The sequence below is a fragment of the Streptomyces sp. NPDC104096 genome, from assembly GCF_055584385.1.
Genome location: NZ_JBVJMD010000007.1, coordinates 231,253 through 251,855 on the forward strand (window position 1 = coordinate 231,253; position 20,603 = coordinate 251,855).

At 72.3% G+C, this 20,603-nt stretch carries 15 protein-coding genes; 11 read left to right on the forward strand and 4 right to left on the reverse strand.

All coding sequences use genetic code 11. The features are described 5' to 3' along the window. The first annotated feature begins 187 nt into the window (after positions 1–187). Complete coding sequence (locus ACZ60B_RS11190) at positions 188–1,666, forward strand: amino acid permease (protein ID WP_469385723.1); 1,479 nt, start codon at positions 188–190, stop codon at positions 1,664–1,666. Between the two features lie 101 nt (positions 1,667–1,767). Here ACZ60B_RS11190 and ACZ60B_RS11195 read toward each other — a convergent pair whose 3' ends face one another. Continuing rightward, entirely contained in the window at positions 1,768–4,389 is a 2,622-nt protein-coding gene (locus ACZ60B_RS11195; RefSeq protein ID WP_469385762.1) for a serine/threonine-protein kinase, read from the reverse strand. A gap of 297 nt (positions 4,390–4,686) precedes the next feature. On the opposite strand from ACZ60B_RS11195, the gene ACZ60B_RS11200 reads away from it, so the two are divergent. Continuing rightward, positions 4,687–5,409, forward strand: a complete 723-nt coding sequence (locus ACZ60B_RS11200) for a hypothetical protein (protein ID WP_469385763.1) — start codon at positions 4,687–4,689, stop codon at positions 5,407–5,409. A 130-nt stretch (positions 5,410–5,539) separates the two neighbouring features. On the opposite strand, the gene ACZ60B_RS11205 is transcribed toward ACZ60B_RS11200, so the two are convergent. Next, complete coding sequence (locus ACZ60B_RS11205; protein ID WP_469385724.1) at positions 5,540–6,124, reverse strand: biotin transporter BioY; 585 nt, start codon at positions 6,122–6,124, stop codon at positions 5,540–5,542. 468 nt (positions 6,125–6,592) lie between these two features. Here ACZ60B_RS11205 and ACZ60B_RS11210 point away from each other — a divergent pair, with 468 nt between their 5' ends. The 7 genes from ACZ60B_RS11210 (at position 6,593) to ACZ60B_RS11240 (ending at position 14,508) form a co-directional block, all read left to right on the forward strand. Then, complete coding sequence (locus tag ACZ60B_RS11210; protein WP_469385725.1) at positions 6,593–7,900, forward strand: ROK family protein; 1,308 nt, start codon at positions 6,593–6,595, stop codon at positions 7,898–7,900. A 227-nt stretch (positions 7,901–8,127) separates the two neighbouring features. After that, a complete protein-coding gene (locus ACZ60B_RS11215) occupies positions 8,128–9,183 on the forward strand; it encodes an ABC transporter substrate-binding protein (protein WP_469385726.1) in 1,056 nt (351 codons plus the stop codon). Positions 9,184–9,188: 5 nt separating this feature from the next. Further along, positions 9,189–10,031, forward strand: a complete 843-nt coding sequence (locus ACZ60B_RS11220) for an ABC transporter permease (protein WP_469385727.1) — start codon at positions 9,189–9,191, stop codon at positions 10,029–10,031. Further along, positions 10,007–10,732: an ABC transporter ATP-binding protein gene (locus ACZ60B_RS11225; protein ID WP_469385728.1), complete on the forward strand. Its 726-nt coding sequence runs from the start codon at positions 10,007–10,009 to the stop codon at positions 10,730–10,732. The genes ACZ60B_RS11220 and ACZ60B_RS11225 overlap by 25 nt, the downstream gene beginning before the upstream one ends. Further along, positions 10,729–12,069, forward strand: coding sequence for an LLM class flavin-dependent oxidoreductase (locus tag ACZ60B_RS11230; RefSeq protein WP_469385729.1), 1,341 nt, complete (start codon positions 10,729–10,731; stop codon positions 12,067–12,069). Before ACZ60B_RS11225 ends, ACZ60B_RS11230 begins: the two co-directional genes overlap by 4 nt. Before the next feature lie 14 nt (positions 12,070–12,083). Continuing rightward, positions 12,084–12,980, forward strand: a complete 897-nt coding sequence (locus ACZ60B_RS11235) for a TauD/TfdA dioxygenase family protein (protein WP_469385730.1) — start codon at positions 12,084–12,086, stop codon at positions 12,978–12,980. 121 nt (positions 12,981–13,101) lie between these two features. Then, positions 13,102–14,508, forward strand: a complete 1,407-nt coding sequence (locus tag ACZ60B_RS11240; protein ID WP_469385731.1) for an amino acid permease — start codon at positions 13,102–13,104, stop codon at positions 14,506–14,508. Positions 14,509–14,612: 104 nt separating this feature from the next. On the opposite strand, the gene ACZ60B_RS11245 is transcribed toward ACZ60B_RS11240, so the two are convergent. Beyond that, a complete protein-coding gene (locus tag ACZ60B_RS11245) occupies positions 14,613–15,275 on the reverse strand; it encodes a mycothiol-dependent nitroreductase Rv2466c family protein (RefSeq protein ID WP_469385732.1) in 663 nt (220 codons plus the stop codon). Positions 15,276–15,423: 148 nt separating this feature from the next. On the opposite strand from ACZ60B_RS11245, the gene pepN reads away from it, so the two are divergent. After that, positions 15,424–18,000 (forward strand): aminopeptidase N, encoded by a 2,577-nt coding sequence (pepN, locus tag ACZ60B_RS11250; protein WP_469385733.1) that lies wholly within the window; start codon positions 15,424–15,426, stop codon positions 17,998–18,000. Positions 18,001–18,207: 207 nt separating this feature from the next. Further along, entirely contained in the window at positions 18,208–19,257 is a 1,050-nt protein-coding gene (locus ACZ60B_RS11255) for a hypothetical protein (protein WP_469385734.1), read from the forward strand. Between the two features lie 94 nt (positions 19,258–19,351). Here ACZ60B_RS11255 and ACZ60B_RS11260 read toward each other — a convergent pair whose 3' ends face one another. Continuing rightward, complete coding sequence (locus ACZ60B_RS11260; RefSeq protein ID WP_469385764.1) at positions 19,352–20,533, reverse strand: glycosyltransferase; 1,182 nt, start codon at positions 20,531–20,533, stop codon at positions 19,352–19,354. Between the last annotated feature and the right edge of the window lie 70 nt (positions 20,534–20,603).

Genomic DNA, 20,603 nt, shown 5'->3' on the forward strand with positions numbered 1-20,603 from the left:
GGCTGTTGCGGGGCAGCAGCGGTGGGTGTGCGACGGACGGGTGTGACCGGGGCTACAGAACCTTAGGTTCTTCCGACGTACGATCCGGAATCAAAGGTTCCAGGATTCGTAACCCTCCGTTTCGCTGGACCGTCCCGTACACCGCTCGTGCGGGAGCCCCTCGAGTGGCGCAAAGGAAATCCCTCCCATGACTTCGCAGTCGACCCTGACGAAGACCGGAAGCGGCCACGGAGAACCCGGCGACCCCGGTTCCTCTCTCCACGCCGGTCTCAAGAACCGTCACCTCTCGATGATCGCCATCGGTGGCGTCATCGGCGCCGGCCTCTTCGTAGGTTCGAGTTCCGGCATCGCCACCGCGGGCCCCGGCATCCTCCTGTCGTACGCGCTCGTCGGCACGCTCGTCGTGCTGGTGATGCGGATGCTCGGCGAGATGTCCGCGGCCAACCCGTCGTCCGGCTCCTTCTCCGCGCACGCCGACCGGGCGCTCGGCCGCTGGGCCGGGTTCTCCATCGGCTGGCTCTACTGGTTCTTCTGGGTCGTCGTGCTGGCCGTTGAGGCCACCGCCGGCGCCAAGATCCTGGAGTCGTGGATACCCGGCGTCCCCCAGTGGGGATGGGCGCTGATCGTGATGGCGGTGCTGACCGCCACCAACCTGGTCTCCGTGAGCTCCTACGGCGAGTTCGAGTTCTGGTTCGCCGGGATCAAGGTCGTCGCCATCGGCGCCTTCATCGTCGTCGGCGCGCTCGCCGTCTTCGGTGTGCTGCCCGGCGCCCACAGCGACAAGGCCGGACTGGGCAACCTGACCGACCACGGCGGGTTCCTGCCCCACGGTCCGGGCGCCGTCCTCACCGGTGTGCTGCTCGTCGTCTTCTCCTTCATGGGCAGCGAGATCGCCACGCTGGCCGCGGGCGAGTCGGAGGACCCGCAGCGGGCCGTGACCAAGTCGACCAACAGCATCATCTGGCGTATCGGCGTCTTCTACCTCGGCTCGATCCTCGTGGTCGTCGCCCTGCTGCCGTGGAACGACCCGTCGATCAAGGAGAAGGGCTCCTACGTCGCCGCCCTCGACTCCCTCGGCATCGCGCACGCCGGTCAGATCATGAACTTCATCGTGCTGACCTCGGTGCTGTCCTGCCTGAACTCCGGTCTGTACACGGCCTCCCGCATGGCCTTCTCGCTGGGCCAGCGCGGCGACGCGCCCAAGGCCTTCGCGCGGACCACGTCCCGCGGTGTGCCGCGGGCGGCGATCCTCGCCTCCGTCGCGTTCGGCTTCGTCGCGGTGTTCTTCAACTACAAGTTCCCGGACTCGGTCTTCCTCTTCCTGGTCAACTCCTCCGGTGCGGTCGCCCTGTTCGTCTGGCTGGTGATCTGCTTCTCGCAGCTGCGCATGCGGAAGATCATCAAGGCCGAGGCACCGGAGAAGCTCGTCGTGAAGATGTGGCTGTACCCGTACCTGACCTGGGCGGCGGCCGCGCTGATCGTCTTCGTGCTCGGCTACATGCTGACCGACACCGAGGGGGAGAGCAGCGGGCGTACGACCGTGCTGCTGTCCCTGGGGGTCGCGGCCATCGTGATCGTGATCGCCCTGGTGCGGGAGAAGGTCCGCGGCGGCCGGACCGCCGCGGTCGAGGCCGCTGCCGCGGCCGACGAGGTGCCGGTGGGCTGAGGCCCGCGGCCCGCACTCCGGGTGTGAGCGCAGGGGAGGGGACCCACGGGTCCCCTCCCCTGCGGCGTTCCGTCGGTCCGCGGGTTCACAGGTCCACGGGTTCACAGCAGCGTGAAACCGTCCTTGACCTGGTTGTAGGTCCGCACGGCCCGGGTCTCGATCTGTGGCTGGTACCAGGTGTTGATCTGGTACGACTTACCGCTCGCGTTGAAGCCCAGCAGTCTGGCGTGCCACCGGACGCCCTTCAGGGTGAACGTGTACTCCCAGACGACCGCCGGGTTGCCGCGGAACGTCGTCTCGTCCAGACGGATCTTGCGATAGTCCCGGCCCTGGTGGGCGTTCCGCTCCGAGGTCCGCCAGGTGTCCATCAGGTCGCCCCGGGCCAGCGAGGACTTGGCCACCAGTTCCTGGGTGCCGTCGGGCGAGGTGTAGTGCACCTCGGCGCCCGTCTTCAGGTCCCGCCGCCAGCCCTTGGGCGTCACCCACGCGAACCCGCCGGCCTCCTCGTGCGCTCCCGGCGGCAGGCTGGGCGGCCGGAAGGTGCCCTCGACCGTGGGCGCGGGGGTGCCGCCGGTCGGCGCGAAAATGCCGCCGGTGGGCGCCGGGGCGGACGCGGAGGCCTTCGGCGAGGAGCCGCCCGCACGGGTCCCCCCGGGCGGGGAGGTCGACATCGCCAGCACCACCGCGACGATCGCGCCCGTGGCGGCCACGGCACCGACGGCGGCCAGGACGACGGCCCTGCGGCGCCGGGCCCTCGCCGGGGAGGGCGGTCCGGTCCGTTCGGGCGGGGCGGGCAGCGGGCGCCGCTCGGTCACCGCCTGCGCGTGGGCCGCGGGGGCGTCCGCGGCGCGCGGACCGGCCTGCGCAGTCCGGCCGGCGGCACCGGCGTGACCCGTACCGCCCGTGTCACCCGTACGGCCTGTACCGCCGGTGCTGCGGACGTTGCCGCCGTTGCCCGCGTTGCTGGAGGAGGTCTCGGAGCGCACCTCCGAGCGCGCCTCCGACCAGGCTTCCGACCGCGCCTCGAAGACGGTTCCGGCGGCGGCCTCCCGGGGCGTGGGCCCGGTGCCCGTGCGCTCGGCCGCCTCGCGCGGTACGGGCGGCGCGTCCTGCGGGGCCGCCGGGCTCACGTCCCGCACGGGGGCGGGAGCGGGCTCCCTCGGATCACGGGAGCCCGGCACCCGGGCGTCGTCCACGAAGACCGGGGCGGAGGACCCCCCTGGCAGCCGGGGCAGCACCCTGGTGGGCGACTCGACGACGGCGCCGGAATCCCGACGGCCGGAGACCGGGTCCTGAACGGGCGGGACCTGGTCCTGGCCGGGCGGGACCTGGTCCTGGCCGGGCGGGGTCATGTCCCGGGCGGGCGGGGCCGGATCCCCGGCGGCCGGAGCCGCGTCCTGGCCGGACGGGGTCACATCCCGGGCGAACGAAGCCGGGTCCCGGAGGAGGCCGGGGGGCCGATCCTCGGCGGCCGCAGCCGCGTCCTGAGGGCCGGGGGCCGGATCCCGACCGGGCAGGGCCGGGACCTGGGGGCCGGGGGCCGGATCCCCGGCGGCCGGAGCCGGGCCCTGGGTCACCTGGGTCTGGTCCCGGGCGGCCGGAGCCAGGTCCCGGGGTGTCTCGGGCTCGGGCGAGGGGTCGGGCGGCGCCCCGGGGGCGGAGGGGGCCCGCGCCGGGACCGCGGACACGGGTACGGGGGCGGAGACAGGGGCGGACGAGGGCTCGGGAGCGGGCTCGGGGGTGGAACCGGTCACCGTCTGCGACTCGGCTCCCCCGACCACCGCCGACGGTTCGGCCTCCTGCACCTGCACCGTCGCCCGCGGTTCCGCCTCGCGAGTCGCCGTCGGCCCGGTCTCGTTCGGTGGCTGCGGCTCGGTGGGTGACGTGGCCTCGGGCGGCACCTCGGTCTCCACCGCCGCGGAGCCCCCGGCCGGGCCTCCCCCGCCGCCGACCGCCAGGGTCGGGGTCGGGGCCGGGAAGGCGATCGGGCGCAGGGCCGACTCAACGTCCTCCAGGGACGGCCGTACCGCCGGCTCCTTCTCCAGCAGTGCGGCCAGCACGCCGCGCAACGGACCTGCCGAGGCGGGGAGTTCGGGCTCCTCGTAGAGGACCGCGTGCAGCGTCGCCAGTGTCGTTTCGCGGGAGAAGGGGGAGCGGCCGCCCAGGGCCGCGCAGAGGGTCGCGCCCAGGGACCACACGTCGGACGGCGGTCCCTGGTGACGGCCGGAGATCCGCTCGGGGGCCATGTAGTCGGGGGAGCCGACCAGCATGCCGACCATGGTGAGCGCCTTGGCGTCCTGGATCGCGGCGATGCCGAAGTCCGTCAGGACGACGCGTCGCCCGCCGCTCTCCACCAGGACGTTGCCGGGTTTGATGTCGCGGTGCAGGACGCCCCCGGCGTGCACCTGCCGCAGCGCCGCCACCAGGCCGAGGCCGATACGGGCCGTCTCCCCCGGACCCAGCGGCCCGTCCTCCACGATGACCCGCTCCAGGGAACGGCCGGCCACCAGTTCCATGACGATCCACAGGCGTTCGCCCTCGTCCACCACGTCGTACACCCGCACGACGTGGGGATGGTCGATCCGGGCCGTCGCCCGCGCCTCGCGCAGGGTGCGTTCGCGGCGGGTGCGGGTGTCCTCCGCGTCGAGACCGTCGATGCGCATTTCCTTGACGGCGACCAGCCGGTCGAGAATTTCGTCGACGGCTCGCCACACCCGCCCCATTCCGCCCTGCCCGATACTCTCGACCAGTCGATAACGCCCCGTCACCAGCAGCCCCGGAACTCCGCCGCTCCGCGGGTTTCCCGCACCCCCCTCGTCTCCCGTATTACCCGGGTTCCCCAAGTCTCCCGATTTTCCCTGCACTTCCGCCGCACCCCCTCTTCGGCAGTCCGCCCGCTCTCCCCTGACACGCAATAGTCACACTTGCTGCCGTACCAGCATAGTGCGGAGAAATCTTGTGGTACCTCTTCAAGTACTGCGGATTCAGGCGCAGTCCAGGGGGACGCAAGGGGGACGAACATGAGTTCTCGTCGAATGAAGGCCATTGCGGGATCGCTGGTCACGGCATCTTTCTCGGCCGTGATGATCCTTCCGTTCACGGCCACCGCCGATGACCAGGGACCCGGTAGCAGCAAGGGGGGAAAGGCCGTTGACGAGGCACCGGCGGGCGTGAAACTGACCACGCTGCTGCCGGAGAAGATCTCGGTCGACAACGACTCGAAGAAGACGGCGATCAAAGCCACGGTGAAAAACGAGGGAACCAAGAACAGCGGCGACATCAGGCTTTTGGTGGTCGGTTTCGACGGCCTCGAAGTCACGGATGTACAGGGCTGCACGGCGATCGCGAAAAAGGATCTGCCGTCCGGTTCGAACAGCGGTTTCAGTTGCGCCGTCGGCGATCTCGCGGCGGGCAGGTCGAAGTCGTACGACGTCTCCGCGACGTACGACCTGAGCAAGACCGGGAAGATCTGCCTGCCGGTTCAGACCGCCGACGGGAAGAAGACCTTCTGGCAGCAGGGGCCGGTCCCGTTCGGCACGTCCAACCCGTCGCCGAACGCCCCTGCCACCCCGCTGCTGCTCGGCACCGACAACCAGCCGGTGGCACCGGGCGGCGACCAGCTGCCCAGGACCGGCGTCGGGCGTGACGTCCTGCCGCTGGGCGCGGCCGGCGCGGCACTGGTCCTGGCGGGCGCGGCGGGGCTGTGGTGGTCGCAGCGGCCGCCTCGGGTCCGGCGGGCCTGAGCCCGGCACACCACGGCGGCGGACCTGCGAACGGGTCCGCCGCCGGGAACGACGAAGAGGTTCGCCGGAGCGCTGTCACGGCGCGACCCGGCGAACCTCTTCCGCTCCCGCTCGCGCGGGTGCTGTGACGTCAGCGCTTGGCGATCTTCCAGGCGGCGGGCAGCGCGCCCATCGCCAGCGCGGCCTTCAGCGCGTCGCCGATCAGGAACGGGGTGAGACCGGCCGCGATCGCGGCGGCGGCGGACATTCCGGTGGCCAGGGCCAGGTAGGGAACGCCGACGGCGTAGATGATCGCCTCGCCGAGCAGCATCGTGCCCGCCGTGCGCAGCACGGAGCGGTCGGCGCCGCGGCGGGCCAGCGCGCCCACGGCGGCGGAGGCGAGCAGCATGCCCAGGACGTAGCCGAAGGACGGTGCGGCGGCGCCCGAGGTGCCCTCGGCGAACCACGGCACACCGGCGACGCCCGCCACCGCGTACAGGGCGAGGGCGAGGAAGCCGCGGCCGGCGCCGAGGGAGGTGCCCACCAGCAGGGCGGCGAAGGTCTGGCCGGTCACCGGCACCGGGGAGCCCGGGACCGGGACCGAGAGCTGGGCCGCGAGGCCGGTGAGCGCGGCGCCGCCGAGCACGAGGGCGATGTCCCGGACACGGGACGCGGGGAGCAGGTCGGCGAGGACCTGTCCGGGCCGGGCGGTGGCAGTGGCGGCAGCGGTGCTCATGGGGACTCCGCGGAGGCTGGGCGGCGAGGGACACCGTGACGCTATCCCAGCGGTCGTGGCGTGATCACCGTCAGTGGTCGACAAAGGGAGGATCAAGGCCTTGGTGGGCTTCGGACAAAGGGCGTCGGCTACGCGTGCTCCGGCGTGATGCCGGTCACTGAGGTCGGGTGGCCTGCGCAACGGGCGACGGCACGGCGGGCTTCTGTAGGGATTCACCAACGCCGGTGGCGCGTGCCGTGGGAGCCGTCTCGCCCGTCGGTCGCCGTCTGGGCAGGGGTCCGCCGTTTTGCTAGCTTCGACCGCATGGTTGCTCAGGCCCGGTACTTCTCGTCGCGTCGCTATGTCGACCTGCGACGCCAGGGCACGGCCACCTGTCGCCTCCGCGGGTGAGGCGGACGGAGCGATCCGGTGCGCGCCTCACGTCAGCAGACGGCGCAGTGTCGGACCGGCTCCCCGAGGAGATGCCCCATGCCCACCCCCACTCCCACGCCCGTACCCGCCCCCCGCTCCCTGTCCCGTGCCGTGGCGTCCCCCGCCGCGGCTTCCCGTACCTCGCCGGGCCGCACCCCCGCGGCCCGCACCCCCGCGGCCCGCGCGTCGGTGCCGTCCGCCGTCCCCCGTGTCGCGGACAGCGACCGGCGCCGTACGAGCGCCAGTGTGGTGCTGCGGTCGGTGCTGGAGCACGGGCCGGTCGCGCGCAGCACCATCGCCCGGCTGACCGGACTGTCCCCGGCGTCGGTGACGGACCATGTGGCCCGGCTCGCCGGGCTCGGGCTCGTCCGCGAGGCCGCCGCGCCCGGACGGTCCAAGGGCGCGGGGCGCCCGCACGTCCCCCTCGATCTGGACGACTCCCGGTTCGTGGTGGGCGGGGTGCACGTGGCGGTGCCGTTCACCACGGTCGCGCTGCTCGATCTGCGCGGACGGGTGCTGGTGCGCCGCGAGTCGAAGCACCGCGGCACCGAGCCGTACGAGGTGCTGGCGCGGGCGGCCGAGGAGCTGGCGGCGCTGCTGGCCGAGGCGGCGGACAGCCGGCCGCTGGGGGTCGGGGTCGCCGTCGGCGGCTGGGTGGACCGGGACTCCGGGACCGTCGTCGAGCATCCGCTGCTCGGCTGGCGCGAGGTGCCGGTGCGGGAGGTCCTCGCGGCGCGCACCGGACTGCCGGTCCACGTGGACGGCCACGCGCGGGCGTTGGTCAACGCGGAGCGCCTGTTCGGGCAGGCGCGCGGCAGCCGCAGCGTGCTGCACCTGTTCGCGGGGAACGTGGTCGACGCGGCGTTCGCCACGCATGACGAGGTGCACCACGGCCCCCGTTCCCAGGCGGGATCCGTCGCGCATCTGCCGCTGGCCGGTGGCACCGAGCCGTGCGACTGCGGCCGGACCGGCTGCCTCCAGGCCGAGTTGAGCGAGCTGACGCTGTGCCGGCGGGCCCGGGAGGCGGGGGTCGTCGACGGGGCCAACCCGATGCGGGTGCTCGCCGCGGCGGACGCCGGGGACCCGGTGGCGGTCCGGCTGCTGCGGGAGCGGGCGCGGATGACGGGACGGGCCGCGGGGCTGCTGCTCGACGTGCTCAACCCGGAGCGGGTCGTCGTCACCGAGGTGGGCGTGCTGTACCGGGAGGACTGTCTCGCCGCGCTGCGGGACGAGGTGGGGGCGGAGCGGGCGGAGTGCGTCGCGCCCACCGGCTTTCGTGACCTCGTCCTGGCCGTGGCGGGCGGTGCGGTGGCCCTGGACGTCCTCTACCGGGATCCGCTCACCGCGTCGTCCGAGCCGAATTAATTCAGAAACTCCGAATGTTGACAGGCCTCCCGGCCGGACAGGACGATGTTCGCATGAGCTGTCGCACTCTCTGTTGCTGACGCCCCGGTGCGCCGGGAGCGCACCCTTCTCGCTGTCTTCCCAGCCTTTTCCCGGCTGATTTTCTCACGCGGATTCCCCGCCCCGGCCCCGCCGTGCCCGGAATTCCGTACGTGCCTTTTCGACGCTTTCCCCCAAGGGGTACTCCCATGTCTTCGTCCTATGACCGTCGGGTGTTTCTCGCCTCGCTGCTCGGTGCCGCCGCCGGTGTCGCCGGGCTGAGCGGCTGCGCCGAGACCAGCGCGGCCGCCACCGACAAGGGCGCCGCCACGGCCCCGCTCGCCGACAAGGTGCCGGCCGGCACCAGCCTGAAGATCGCCTCGTACCAGAACGTGCAGCAGTTGCAGTTCGAGCTGGCGAAACTGCCCGCACTGCCTTTCACGGTGTCGAGCTGGGTCAACATCGGGGCCGGTCCCGATGTCATCAACGCCTTCCGGGCGAAATCCCTGGACCTGGCGAACAACGCGGGAATCCCGCCGATCCAGGCGCATTACCAGGGTTATGACGCGAAGATCGTCGCGATCAACGTCACCCGTAAGCCGAACTATCTCTTCGCCACCAAACCCGGCAGCGACATTCACACGGTCGCCGACTTCAAGGGGAAGAAGCTGGCGTTCTCGCAGGGGCAGGCGCAGGGTGTCGTGCTGCTGCGGGCGCTGAAGAAGGCGGGCCTGAAGTACGACGACGTGACGCTGGTCCCGTTGACCAGCAACCAGTTCCTGACCGCGCTCCAGTCCGGTCAGGTCGACGTCGCCCCGCTCGCCAACAGCCAGGCGCCGGCCTACCTCCAGCAGTACGGGTCCAAGGGCGCCCGTTCGATCACCACCGACGTCGTCGACCTGCTGAACCTGTTGTGGGCGCCGGTGTCGGTGCTCGCCGACCGGGCGAAGGCGGCCGCGGTCGCCGCGTACGTCCCGCAGTGGGCGAAGGGCCAGGTCTGGCAGTACGAGAACCCCGACCGCTGGAACGAGGAGTTCTACGTCAAGACGCAGAACCTGACCCTCGCCCAGGCACAGGCGATCACCGCGCTCGCCAACAAGCCGCTGTTCCCGCCGAGCTGGGACGAGGCGATCGCCTGGGAGCAGGAGACCGCCGATCTGCTCGCGGAGGGCGGCTTCGTGAAGAAGTTCGACGTCTCCTCCCTCTTCGACCACCGCTTCGAGGGCATCGCCGCGAAGTCCGTACCCGCCGAGTACCGGAGCTGACCGCCATGACCGCCACCACCCTGGGCACGGCCGCCCCCGCCGCCGTCGCCACGGAGCAGCCACGGCGGCGACGCCGGGGCCTCGCTCCCGGAAAACGCCTCCCCGCCGCCCGGCTGGCCGGGCCGCTCCTGCTGCTCGCCCTGTGGGCCGGCGCATCCGCCGCGGGCCGGCTGGACACCGCCGCGGTCCCGGCGCCCTGGACCGTGCTGGACACCGGGTTCCGCCTGTGGACCGACGGGACCCTGCCCACCGACGTCCTCACCTCCCTCGAACGCGCGGCGTACGGATTCGCGTTCGGCCTGACCGCCGGGGTGGTGCTCGCGCTCGCGTCCGGGCTCAGCCGGACCGGGGAGGCGCTGATCGACGGGACCGTGCAGCTCAACCGGGCGATCCCGGTGCTCGGTCTGATCCCGCTGTTCATCCTGTGGCTGGGCATCGGCGAGACCTTCAAGATCGCGATCATCGCGATCGTCGTCTACATCCCGATCTATCTGAACACCCATGCCGCGCTGTCCGGCATCGACCAGCGGTTCGTCGAACTGGCCGAGGTGCAGGGCCTGTCCAGGCTGCGGTTCGTCCGGGAGATCGTGATCCCCGGCGCGCTGCCCGGCTTCTTCGTGGGACTGCGGCTCGGCGTGACCGGTTCCTGGCTGGGTCTGGTGGTCCTGGAGCAGATCAACGCCACCAGCGGCCTCGGCTACATGATGTTCCAGGCCCAGAACTACGGCCAGTCGGACGTCATCCTCGTCGGTCTGCTGATCTACGGCGTCTTCGGTCTGGTCTCCGACAGCGCGGTCCGTCTCGTCGAACGGAGGGTGCTGTCGTGGCGCCGCACACTGAGCAACTGACCCGTCCCGCCGTACGGCTGCGGGGTCTGACCCGGTCCTTCGACGGGCGTACCGTCCTCGACGGCATCGACCTGGACATCCCCGCCGGACAGTTCGTCGCCCTCCTCGGGCACAGCGGGTCCGGCAAGTCGACCCTGCTGCGGGCGGTCGCGGGCCTGGACCACCAGGTCACCGGGAGCGGGGAACTCACGGCGCCCGAGCGGGTGTCCGTGGTCTTCCAGGACTCGCGGCTGCTGCCCTGGCGCCGGGTGCTGGACAACGTGCTGCTGGGGACGGACGGTACCGCCAAGGGGCGGGAGGCGCTCGCCGAGGTGGGTCTGGCCGGCCGTGAGCGGGCCTGGCCGAGCGAGCTGTCCGGCGGTGAGGCCCAGCGGGCCGCGCTCGCCCGCTCGCTGGTCAGGGAGCCCGAACTGCTGCTCGCCGACGAGCCGTTCGGGGCACTGGACGCGCTGACCCGGATCAGGATGCACCACCTGCTGCGCGAGCTGTGGGAGCGCCACCGGCCGTCCGTGCTGCTCGTCACCCACGACGTGGACGAGGCGATCGTGCTCGCCGACCGCGTGCTCGTCCTGGACCGGGGCCGGATCGGCCTCGACCTGACCGTCGACCGACCGCACCCGCGCTCCTACCGGGACCCGCTGCTCGGCGAGTACCGGGAGCGGCTGCTCGCCGCCCTGGGCGTGACGGAGGACCTCGCATGACCCGGCAACTGCACCTGAACGCGTTCCTGATGAACACCGGCCACCACGAGGCGTCCTGGCGGCTTCCCGAGAGCGACCCGCACGCCCATGTCCGGCTGGAGCACTACGTCCGCCTCGCGCGGACCGCCGAGCGCGGCACCTTCGACTCCCTGTTCCTGGCCGACGGACCCCAGCTGTGGAACAGCGTGGGCCAGCGCCCCTCGGGCGCCCTGGAGCCGCTCACGCTGCTGACCGCGCTGGCGACGGCGACCCGGCACATCGGCCTGATCGCCACCGCCTCCACCTCCTACAACTCCCCCTACAACCTGGCCCGCAAGTTCGCGTCCCTGGACATCGTCAGCGACGGCCGGGCGGGCTGGAACATCGTCACCACCGCCGGCGCCGAGGCGGCCCGCAATTTCGGCCTGGCCGCGGAGCCCGCCCATGCCGAGCGGTACGCGCGCGCCGCCGAGTTCGTCGACGTGGCCCTCAAGCTGTGGGACAGCTGGGAGGACGACGTGGTCGTCGCCGACAAGGCGGCCGGGGTCTGGGGCGACACCGCCAAGATCCATCCGCCCCGGCACCGGGGGACGTACTTCAGCGTCGAGGGCGCCCTCAACGTGCCCCGCACTCCCCAGGGTTACCCGCTGCTCGTGCAGGCGGGCTCCTCCGAGGACGGCAAGCGGTTCGCGGCCCGGTACGCGGAGGCGGTGTTCACCGCCCAGCAGACCCTCCAGGACGCGCAGGCCTTCTACGCCGACCTCAAGTCCCGCACCGCGGCGGCCGGGCGTGATCCCGGCCATCTCAAGGTGCTGCCCGGCATCGTCCCGGTCGTCGGCTCCACGGAGGCCGAGGCGCGCGCCGCCGAGCGGGTGCTGGAGGAGCACATCGTGCACCGGCACGGGGTGGCCCACCTGGAGAACCTGCTGCGCCTGCCGCCCGGCACCCTCGAACTCGACGCCCCGCTGCCCTCCGACCTGCCGCCGGAGAGCGCGATCGAGGGCGCGAAGAGCCGCTACACGCTCGTGGTGGAGCTGGCCCGGCGCGACCGCCTCACCGTCCGGCAGCTGATCGGACGGCTGGGCGGCGGCCGCGGTCATCTCACCTTCGCCGGTACGCCCGAGCAGGTCGCCGACGCCATCGAGACGTGGTTCACGCGGGGCGCCGCCGACGGCTTCAACATCATGCCCGCGGTCCTGCCCTCCGGCCTCGACGCCTTCGTCGACCACGTCGTGCCCGTCCTGCGCGCCCGCGGTCTGCTCCGTACGGAGTACGGACCGCGCCAGACCCTGCGGGAGCGCTACGGCCTCCCGCGCCCCGCCAACCAGTACACCGCCGGCGCACCCGCGCTCGTCTGAAGGGAACACCTGTCATGACCGACGTACGTATCCAGAAGATCACCGCGAACATCGGCGCCCGGGTGTCCGGCGTCGACATCACCCGGCCGCTGGACGGGGAGACCGTCGCCGCGCTGCGCGAGGCGCTCAACGCGCACAAGGCGCTGGCCTTCGACGCCGAGGGCCTGGACGACGAGGGCCAGCAGGCCTTCGCGCGCAGCTTCGGGGACCTCACGACCGCGCATCCGACCGTCGGCGCGGTCGACGGCGCCCCGAACGTGCTGCCGGTCGACAGCGAGCGCGGCCGGGCCGCCAACCACTGGCACACGGACGTCACCTTCGTCCTCAACCCGCCGCAGGCCAGCACCCTGCGCAGCATCACCGTCCCGCCGTACGGCGGCGAGACGCTGATCGCCAGTTCGGCGGCCGCCTACCGTGACCTGCCCGAGCCGCTGCGCCGGTTCGCGGACACGCTGTGGGCGGAGCACACCAACGACTACGACTACGCCGTGCCGCAGGAGGAGATCGACGAGGAACAGGCCGCGCAGCGCGCCCAGTTCACGTCGATCAAGTACCGCACGGTCCACCCCGTGGTCCGGGTGCACCCGCTGACCGGGGAGCGCGGTCTGTTCGTCGGCGGCTTCGCGCAGCGCATCGTCGGTCTGTCGCCGGGCGAGTCCCGCAAGATCCTCGACCTGCTCCAGGCGTACGTCACCCGGCCGGAGAACATCCTGCGCTGGCGCTGGTCGGAGAACCAGCTCGTCCTGTTCGACAACCGGATCACCCAGCACTACGCCGTCGACAACTACGACCGGGCGCCCCGGCGGCTGCACCGGGTGACGGTCGCCGGTGACGTGCCCGTCGGCATCGAGGGCAAGGAGAGCTACGCGATCGAGGGTGACGCCTCTCACTACACCTCGGTATCGGGGTGACCGGAGGGCCACGGCACGTGAGGTGAGTGTCCGAATATCGGGCACTTACCCCCGGTAGGCGGGGTTTCTGTCCAGAATATGGGCGTTCGCAGCCCTCTCACGCACTGGACGAGCCGCGCCCATGCCCCACAACACCTCTGTCGAGACGCCGCCGCAGCAGGACCGGCGGGACGGCGACCCCTCGGCCTCCGGATCCCTCCCACACGGCCTGAAGCAGCGCCATCTGTCGATGATCGCCCTCGGCGGTGTGATCGGCGCCGGACTGTTCGTCGGCTCCGGCGCCGGCATCGCCGCCGCCGGGCCGTCGATCGTCGTCGCCTACGCCGTCTCCGGCCTCCTAGTGATGCTGGTGATGCGGATGCTCGGCGAGATGTCCGCCGCGCACCCGTCCTCGGGCTCCTTCTCCGCGCACGCCGAGCGGGCGATCGGCCCCTGGGCGGGCTTCACCGCCGGCTGGTCCTTCTGGGTGCTGCTGTGCACGGCCGTCGGCCTGGAGGGCATCGGCGCCGCGAAGATCGTCACCGGCTGGCTGCCCGGCACCCCCGAGTGGGCCTGGGTGGCGCTGTTCATGGTCGCCTTCTGCGGGGCGAACCTGGCCGCGGTGAAGAACTTCGGCGAGTTCGAGTTCTGGTTCGCGGCCCTGAAGGTGGGCGCGATCACCCTGTTCCTGGTGCTGGGCGGGCTGGCCGTGGCCGGCGTGCTGCCGGGCACCGACTCCCCGGGCGTCTCCAACCTCACCGACTTCCTCCCGCACGGCGGCGAGGGTCTGGTCATCGGCCTGCTCGCCTCGGTCTTCGCCTACGGCGGCCTGGAGACGGTCACCATCGCCGCCGCCGAGTCGGAGAACCCGGTCAAGGGCGTGGCCAGCGCGGTCCGTACGGCGATGTGGCGCATCGCGCTGTTCTACATCGGGTCGATGGCGCTGATCGTCACCCTGGTCCCCTGGGACTCGAAGGAGGTCGTCGAGAAGGGCCCGTACGTCGCCGCCCTCGACCACCTCGGCATCCCCGGCGCCGGCCAGCTCATGAACGTGGTCGTGCTGGTGGCGCTGCTGAGCGCGATGAACGCCAACATCTACGGCTCCTCGCGCATCGCGTACTCGCTGGTGGAGCGCGGCCAGGGCCCGAAGGCGCTGGGCCGGGTCTCCGGCGGGGTGCCGCGCGCGGCCGTACTGGCCTCCTGCGTCTTCGGCTTCGCCTGCGTGGTCCTCAGCTACTGGCGGCCCGACGACGTCTTCCCCTGGCTGCTGAACATGATCGGCGGGGTCATCCTGGTCGTCTGGTTCTTCATCGCGGTCTCGCAGCTGCGGCTGCGCCGCCGGCTGGAGCGGGAGGCGCCGGAGAAGCTCACCGTGCGGATGTGGGCGTTCCCGGTCCTGACGTGGGTGGCGCTGGCCGGGATGGCGGGCATCTTCTTCCTGATGGCCCGTGAGCCCGGCACCCGTGTGCAGCTGTACGCGACGGGCGCGATGACGGTGGTCCTGGCGGCCGTCGGCTACGCCAGGCAGCGGGCCCGCGCCCGGAGCTGAACGCTCCCCGCACCCGTCCCCCACACACCGGAAGGCCCTCGCGTCGATGACGCGAGGGCCTTCCGTCACCGCGACCACGATTGCGCGGTCGCGACAGCGGCCGCTCAGAGGTTGCTGAAGTCGGGGCCCTTGGTCCGGCTGCGCTTGATCTCGTAGAAACCCGGGACCGAGGCGACCGCGAGGGTGCCGTCCCAGAGGCGGGCGGCCTCCTCGCCCTTGGGCGCGGGGGTGACGACCGGGCCGAAGAAGGCGATCTGCTCGCCGTCGGGGCCGGGCACGGCGATGACGGGGGTGCCGACGTCCTGGCCGACCTTCTCGATGCCCTCCTTGTGGGAGGCGCGCAGCTCGGCGTCGAACTCGAAGTCCGTCTGCTCGGCGTAGTCGATCAGGTCGGCGGGCAGGCCGACGTCGGCCAGGGCGGCGGCGATGGCCTCCAGGGTGGGGCCCTCGCCGTTGTTGTGGAAGCGGGTGCCGAGCGCGGTGTAGAGCGGGCCGAGGACGTCGGCGCCGTGCTTCTGCCAGGCCGCGGTGACCACGCGCACCGGCTTCCACGCCTTGGTCGCGAGCATCTCCCGGTACTCCTCCGGCAGCTCCTCCAGCCGGTCCTCGTTCAGCACGGCCAGGCTCATGATGTGCCAGCGGACCTCGATGTCGCGGACCTTCTCCACCTCCAGCACCCACCGGGACGTCATCCACGCCCAGGGGCACAGCGGGTCGAACCAGAAGTCGACGGGGGTCTTGGCGGACACGGAAGCGGTGTCGGACATGGCTCTCCTAGGGATACGGGGTTCGCAGGCGGCAACACCGGTCCGCGCCGCCGCATTCCCTCGTGCCCGGCGTCAGGGGCGCATGGCAGGATCGGTCCTGTTCCGTCGCATCCATGAGTGTCCGCCACGTCCAGAGGGAGTGCCGCCCGTGCCCGGTGAGAATCTGACCCGCGACGAGGCCCGGGAGCGGGCCGCCCTGTTGTCCGTCGACGGGTACGAGGTGTCCCTCGACCTGCGCTCCGCCGTCGGCGACGGGGACGCGGAGCCGCGCACCTTCCGCTCGGTGACCACGATCCGCTTCCGGTGCGCCGAACCCGGCGCGTCGAGCTTCGCCGACCTGGTCGCGCCGGGTGTGACGGCCGTCTCGCTCAACGGCCGCGACCTCGACCCGGGCGCCGTCTTCGACGGGACGCGGATCCTGCTGGAGGACCTCGCCGCCGACAACGAGCTGGTCGTCGACGCGCAGTGCGCGTACTCCCGCACCGGCGAGGGCATGCACCGCTTCGTCGACCCCGAGGACGGCGAGGTGTACCTGTACACCCAGTACGAGCCGGCCGACTCCCGCCGGGTCTTCGCCAACTTCGAGCAGCCCGACCTCAAGGCCCCGTTCCGGTTCGAGGTGCGGGCGCCGGAGGGCTGGACGGTGTGGAGCAACGGGGCCGGCGAACTCACCGAAGGGGTGTGGCGGTTCGCCGAGACCAAGCCGATCTCGACGTACATCACCTGTGTGACGGCGGGCCCGTACCACTACGTGACCGACTCCTACTCCCGCACCCTCGCCGACGGCACGACGCTGCGGATCCCGCTCGGCGCCCTGTGCCGCAAGGGCCTGGCGCCCCACTTCGACGCCGAGGACGTCTTCCTGGTCACCAAGCAGGGGCTGGACTTCTTCCACGAGCACTTCGACTACCCGTACCCGTTCGGCAAGTACGACCAGGCGTTCGTGCCGGAGTACAACCTCGGCGCGATGGAGAACCCGGGCCTGGTGACCTTCCGCGAGGAGTACATCTTCCGCGGGAAGGTGACCCGGGCGTCGTACGAGGCGCGGGCGAACGTCATCCTGCACGAGATGGCGCACATGTGGTTCGGCGACCTGGTCACCATGGTCTGGTGGGACGACCTGTGGCTGAAGGAGTCCTTCGCCGACTTCATGGGCACCTTCGGCAACGTCGGCGCGACCCGCTTCACCGACGCCTGGATCACCTTCGCCAACCGCCGCAAGGCCTGGGCCTACCGTGCCGACCAGCTGCCCTCCACCCACCCGATCACCGCGGACATCCGCGACCTGCAGGACGCCAAGCTCAACTTCGACGGCATCACCTACGCCAAGGGCGCGAGCGTCCTGAAGCAGCTCGTGGCGTACGTGGGCCAGGACGCGTTCCTGGAGGGCGCCCGGCGCTACTTCAAGCGCAACGCCTACGGCAACACCCGGCTGGGCGACCTGCTGTCGGTGCTGGAGGAGACCAGCGGGCGGGACATGGCCGCCTGGGCCCGCTCCTGGCTCCAGACGGCCGGCGTCAACTCGCTGACCCCTCAGGTGCTGCTGGACCCGGAGGGCCGGATCACCGAGCTGGCCGTGCTCCAGGACGCCGCCGAGTCCCACCCCGAGCTGCGCCCGCACCGGGTGGCGATCGGTCTGTACCGGCGCACGGCCGACGGTGCCCTGGAGCGGTACGCGCGCGCCGAGGCGGACGTCGAGGGCCCGCGCACGGTCGTGACGGAGCTGGCCGGAGCGCAGGCGCCGGAGCTGGTCCTCGTCAACGACGACGACCTGACGTACTGCAAGATCCGCTTCGACGACACCTCGCTCCAGACGCTGCGCGCCCACCTCGGCGACCTCACCGACCCGCTGGCCCGCGCCCTGTGCTGGTCGGCGCTGTGGAACCTGACCCGGGACGCGCTGCTGCCGGCCCGGGACTTCGTCGACCTGGTGCTGCGGTTCGCGGGCCGCGAGTCGGACATCGGCGTGCTCCAGATGCTGCACGCCTGGGCCGACTCGGCGCTGGTCAACTATGTGGCACCGCAGTGGCGCGAGACGGGCGGGCGGCTGCTCACGGACGGCGCGCTGACCGAGCTGCGGTCGGCCGAGCCGGGCAGCGAGCACCAGCTGGCGTGGGCACGGTTCTTCGCTGCCGTGGCGTCCGCTCCGGCCGACCTCCAGCTGCTGAAGGATCTGCTGGACGGGACGGACGAGGTCGACGGGCTGGTGGTCGACCAGGAGCTGCGCTGGGCGTTCATGGAGCCGCTGGCGGCGCACGGGGTCGCGGACGAGAAGGTGCTCGCCGCCGAACTGGCCCGCGACGACACGGCGTCCGGCAAGCGCCACCAGGTCCGCTGTCTGGCCGCCCGCCCCTCGGCGGCGGTCAAGGCGCAGGCCTGGGCCCAGGTGGTCGAGTCGGACGCGCTGTCCAACGCGCTCGTCGAGGCCACGATCGCGGGCTTCGCCCAGCCCTCCCGACGGGAGCTGCTCGCGCCGTACACGCAGAAGTACTTCGCGGTCATCGACCGGGTGTGGTCCGAGCGGTCCATCCAGATCGGCATGGACGTGGTGCGCGGCCTGTTCCCCGCGCTCCAGGACTCCCAGGAGACGCTGGACGCCGCCGACGCCTGGCTGGCGGCCCACGAGCAGGCGGCTCCGGCGCTGCGCCGGCTGGTACTGGAGGCGCGGGACGACCTGGCGCGCGCGTTGCGCGGACAGGCCTGCGACGCGGCGGCGGACGCCTGATCCCGGCCCGGGGATCGAGCGCTCCGCAGCCGTTACGGAATTCAGCCAGCAGGAACCGTGACCCCTGGTCCGCCCCCGAACGGACCAGGGGTTTTCCGCGCCTTTTCGGCACCCGAACACCCGTCCTTTAGCGCCATCTTGTCGGTATTTGTCGACAGTTGCGTAACAGGGGTTACAGCGCGGACCGGACACGGGAACCTCCGGGGCATGAACCACAACACCCCGCTCCCCCCACTCTCCCCCCGCCCCGTGCGCCACCTCTCCGAGGTGCACCGCCGCGTCATGACGGCACATCAGCTCCGCGCGCACGGCGTCTCGTCCGCCGAGGCGAACGACCGGTGCCGCGCCCGCGGCCCCTGGCAACAGCTCCTGCCGGGCGTGTTCCTGCTCCGTCCCGGACCGCCGACCAGCGAGGAACGACTGCACGCCGTGCTCATGTACGCGGCCCGCGAGTCGGCGCGCCCCGCGGTGCCCGCGCAGCCGGACGCGGACGAACCCCACCGCCCGTACTACGCCGACGCGATGATCACGGGCCTGGCGGCCCTGACCCTGCACGGCTTCGCCGGCACTCCCCCGCTGCCGTCCCTGGAGCGGCTCGACGTCCTGGTCCCGCGTCTGCGGCGGCTGCGCTCCACGGGCTGCGCGCGGATCGTGCGCACCGCGGACCTGCCCGTCCCGGACCAGGTCACGGGCCTGCCGGTGGCCCCGGTCCCGCGCGCCCTGGCCGACGCGGTGGCCGAGATCGCGGACGCGGACGCCGTACTCCGTCTGCTGACCGAGGCGGTTCGCGCCGGCCACAGCGAACCCGCGGCCGTCGTGCGGGAGTTGAACCGGGCGGAACTGCTCGGCCGCGCGCATGTGGTGGACGCCGTGGACTCGCTGCTGGCCGAGCGCCGGTCGGTCGCCGAGGACCGCCTGTACCGGATGGTCCGCGCGTACGGTCTGCCCGACCCCGTCTGGAACGTCGACCTGCGGCTGCCGGGCGGCCCGCACCTGGGCGGCCTGGACGCCTACTGGCCCGAGCAGGCGGTGGCGGTGGAGCTGGACATCCGCGCCCCCCGTCAGGACGAGGACGCGTCGTGGTCCGAGTACGCCCGCAAGCGTGAGCACCTGGAGCGGCTGGGCATCACGGTCGTCCACGTCACCCCGAAGCGGCTGAGGGACGCGATGGAGCAGCAGGCGGCGGTGGTCCGTACGGCGCTGATGGCGTCGCGGGACCGTGAGCCCGCCGCGTATGTCGTGGTGCTGCCCCGGTAGTGACGGACCGGGCCGGCACCAGGAGGGGGGAGGAGGGGCCGCCGGACCGAGCCGGCGGCCCCTCGTCGTACGCTCCGCGTCCCTGGGGCCCGTCCTACAGCGTCTCCGGGAGCGAGGGGCGGGTCGCGCCCGCGTGCACGCGGTCGATCAGCTCGGCGTACGACGCGATCATGCGGGTCCGGCTGAAGCGCTCGCGGGCGGCCGCGAGGACCGGTGCGAGGGCGCCGCGCCCCGCGACCGCCTCGCTCCAGGCGCGGGCCACGGCCCGCGGGTCCGGCGGGGTGACGAACCCGAGTCCGTTCACGATCGCCGCGCTGTCCCCCACGTCGGTGGTCACCGGGACCGCGCCGCACATCATGCCCTCGATCAGGCACAGCGGGGCCGCCTCGCCCCAGGACGAGGTCAGCGCGACCGCGTCGGACCCGGCGTACACGACCTCCATGTCGCGCCGCACCCCCAGCAGGTGCACGCGTCCGGCCGGCGGGCACTCGCCGCCGAAGGCGTCCGCGATGTCCGCCCCGAGCTCCGGGTTGGCGTCGGTCATGCCCGCCCCGCACAGCAGCACACGCCCGTCCGGCCGGTCGCGCAGCCAGGCCCGGGCGGCCCGCAGGAACAGCGGGACGTCCTTCATCGCCGCGTACCGGGCCGCGAGGACCACCACCGGCGCCGCGTCCGGGATGCCGAGCTCGGCGCGCAGCGCGACCCGGCGGGCCGGGTCAGGCCGGAAGCGCACCAGGTCCACCCCGTTCGGGATCACGTGCAGCAGCTCGGCGGGAACCCCGGCCGCCCGGTACGCGGCCCGCGTGGACTCGGCGCAGCAGACACAGGCCGCCACGGTGCCGTCGGCGATCGCGGTCCGCAGCTCGTCCAGCGCCGGGCCCTGGTTCTCGGGGTCCGAGCGGTGCAGCGCGACCACCACCGGACGGCGCGGCAGGCCCGCCTGGTTGAGCAACGACAGGGGCTGCTCCTTGAGCGACAGGATCACGTCGACATCCGCCATCGCCCGCGCCGTTTCGGCCAGCTCCGGGCCGCTGAAAACGGCCGAATCACCTCTCACGCCGAACGTGCGGCCGAGGGAGCCGACTCCCACCCCGGCCGCGGTCAGCGCCCGGTAGCAGGCGTCGTCCTCCATCCGCTGCCGGGTGGCCTCGCGGTGCACCTCCGCGTACACGCTCAGGACCCGTTGGTACTGCCCGCCTTCTCGCAGCCCCAGCACGACATCGCTGTGCACGATCCGGGCACCGCCGGAGAAGAAGCCTTCATAGACCGACAGCACCCGCAGTCCGCGTCCGGTACGCACACGACCACCCGCCTTGCACACATATCAAGCCATCCCCCGTGAAGTG

Excerpts from the sequence above, each read along its gene's own strand:
- ACZ60B_RS11190 (WP_469385723.1), top strand. The coding sequence starts at position 188 with ATGACTTCGCAGTCGACCCTGACGAAGACCGGAAGCGGCCACGGAGAA.
- ACZ60B_RS11195 (WP_469385762.1), bottom strand. The coding sequence starts at position 4,389 with ATGGGGCGGGTGTGGCGAGCCGTCGACGAAATTCTCGACCGGCTGGTC.
- ACZ60B_RS11200 (WP_469385763.1), top strand. The coding sequence starts at position 4,687 with ATGAGTTCTCGTCGAATGAAGGCCATTGCGGGATCGCTGGTCACGGCA.
- ACZ60B_RS11205 (WP_469385724.1), bottom strand. The coding sequence starts at position 6,124 with ATGAGCACCGCTGCCGCCACTGCCACCGCCCGGCCCGGACAGGTCCTC.
- ACZ60B_RS11210 (WP_469385725.1), top strand. The coding sequence starts at position 6,593 with ATGCCCACCCCCACTCCCACGCCCGTACCCGCCCCCCGCTCCCTGTCC.
- ACZ60B_RS11215 (WP_469385726.1), top strand. The coding sequence starts at position 8,128 with ATGTCTTCGTCCTATGACCGTCGGGTGTTTCTCGCCTCGCTGCTCGGT.
- ACZ60B_RS11220 (WP_469385727.1), top strand. The coding sequence starts at position 9,189 with ATGACCGCCACCACCCTGGGCACGGCCGCCCCCGCCGCCGTCGCCACG.
- ACZ60B_RS11230 (WP_469385729.1), top strand. The coding sequence starts at position 10,729 with ATGACCCGGCAACTGCACCTGAACGCGTTCCTGATGAACACCGGCCAC.
- ACZ60B_RS11235 (WP_469385730.1), top strand. The coding sequence starts at position 12,084 with ATGACCGACGTACGTATCCAGAAGATCACCGCGAACATCGGCGCCCGG.
- ACZ60B_RS11240 (WP_469385731.1), top strand. The coding sequence starts at position 13,102 with ATGCCCCACAACACCTCTGTCGAGACGCCGCCGCAGCAGGACCGGCGG.
- ACZ60B_RS11245 (WP_469385732.1), bottom strand. The coding sequence starts at position 15,275 with ATGTCCGACACCGCTTCCGTGTCCGCCAAGACCCCCGTCGACTTCTGG.
- ACZ60B_RS11255 (WP_469385734.1), top strand. The coding sequence starts at position 18,208 with ATGAACCACAACACCCCGCTCCCCCCACTCTCCCCCCGCCCCGTGCGC.